Origin of the sequence: Streptomyces glaucescens, assembly GCF_002154375.1 — a bacterium.
Classification (GTDB): Bacteria; Actinomycetota; Actinomycetes; order Streptomycetales; family Streptomycetaceae; genus Streptomyces; species Streptomyces glaucescens.
In genome coordinates this window covers 1-938 of record NZ_MUND01000326.1, presented here as the reverse complement: position 1 = coordinate 938, position 938 = coordinate 1, and the positions used below count along the sequence as shown (strand labels likewise).

General features: G+C 70.6%; 1 protein-coding gene. It reads right to left on the bottom strand.

Annotated elements, in window-relative coordinates:
* Positions 1 to 282 precede the first annotated feature (282 nt).
* The gene (locus CCN42_RS21545; RefSeq protein ID WP_086737964.1) at positions 283 to 753 is read right to left on the bottom strand and encodes a Dps family protein; all 471 of its coding nucleotides are present in this window, start codon (positions 751 to 753) and stop codon (positions 283 to 285) included.
* Positions 754 to 938 lie beyond the last annotated feature (185 nt).

The following is a 938-nucleotide window of genomic DNA, read 5'->3' as shown; positions in this document are numbered from 1 at the left end:
GGTGTGCACCGGGAGCAGGCTGAGCCCCCACCCCCCGGCCGCCACGGCCCCTTCCAGCGCCCCCGGGTCCCCGGCGAGAGCGACCCGGAGCAGGGCCCACCACCACACCGCTCCGAGCCCCACAAGCGCCCCCCAGCGCACTATCCGGCCCGTCATGGCCGCCACCTCCAGCCCGACGCCAGAGCGCCGTCTCACCCCGACCGGGCCGACGCCAGACGGCCACTCTCAGCGCGGGGAGGGCGCACCACAGGCACCGGGGCGCACCACTCGCGTCATCCCGCGTCACACGTTCTCGGCCTGGAACATCCAGTGATGCTTCTCCAGATCCGCCGTGATTCCGATGAGGATGTCCTGGGACACGGGATCGGGTTCCTCGGTCACGCTCACCCGCTCACGCATCCGGGTGATGACCGCTCCCAGCGCGTGCACCAGCACCCGCACCGCGTCCTCGTCCTTGACCCAGCCGCCGGCCACCTCCTGGATGCCGCTGCCGGAAGCCACCGTCGAGGCGCGTCCGTCGGGTGAGACGCCGAGCGCGGAGGCCCGTTCGGCCACCGTGTCGGAGTGCGTGCGCGCGGTGTCCACGACCTCGTCCAGTTGGAGATGCACCGAACGGAACCGCGGCCCGACGACGTTCCAGTGCACCTGCTTCGCCACCAGCGCGAGGTCCACCAGGTCGACGAGCGCTCCTTGCAGCGCGTCGGCGACGGTCTTCAGGTCCGTGTCGGACAGCGGGCTCTTCACGACGTTCATCCGCACCTCCGGTGACTCACCCAGTCGTGGCCCCTCCACCATGACCGGATCCCGCATACGCGGCAAACGGAGCACACGCCCTGAGTAACAACGGACATGGAGATACCGGGCAATCACCGGGTCCGGATACGCGAAAACCCCGACCCCACTTCTCCGGTCTCCCCGGAGAAGCCCCGGCCGGGGCT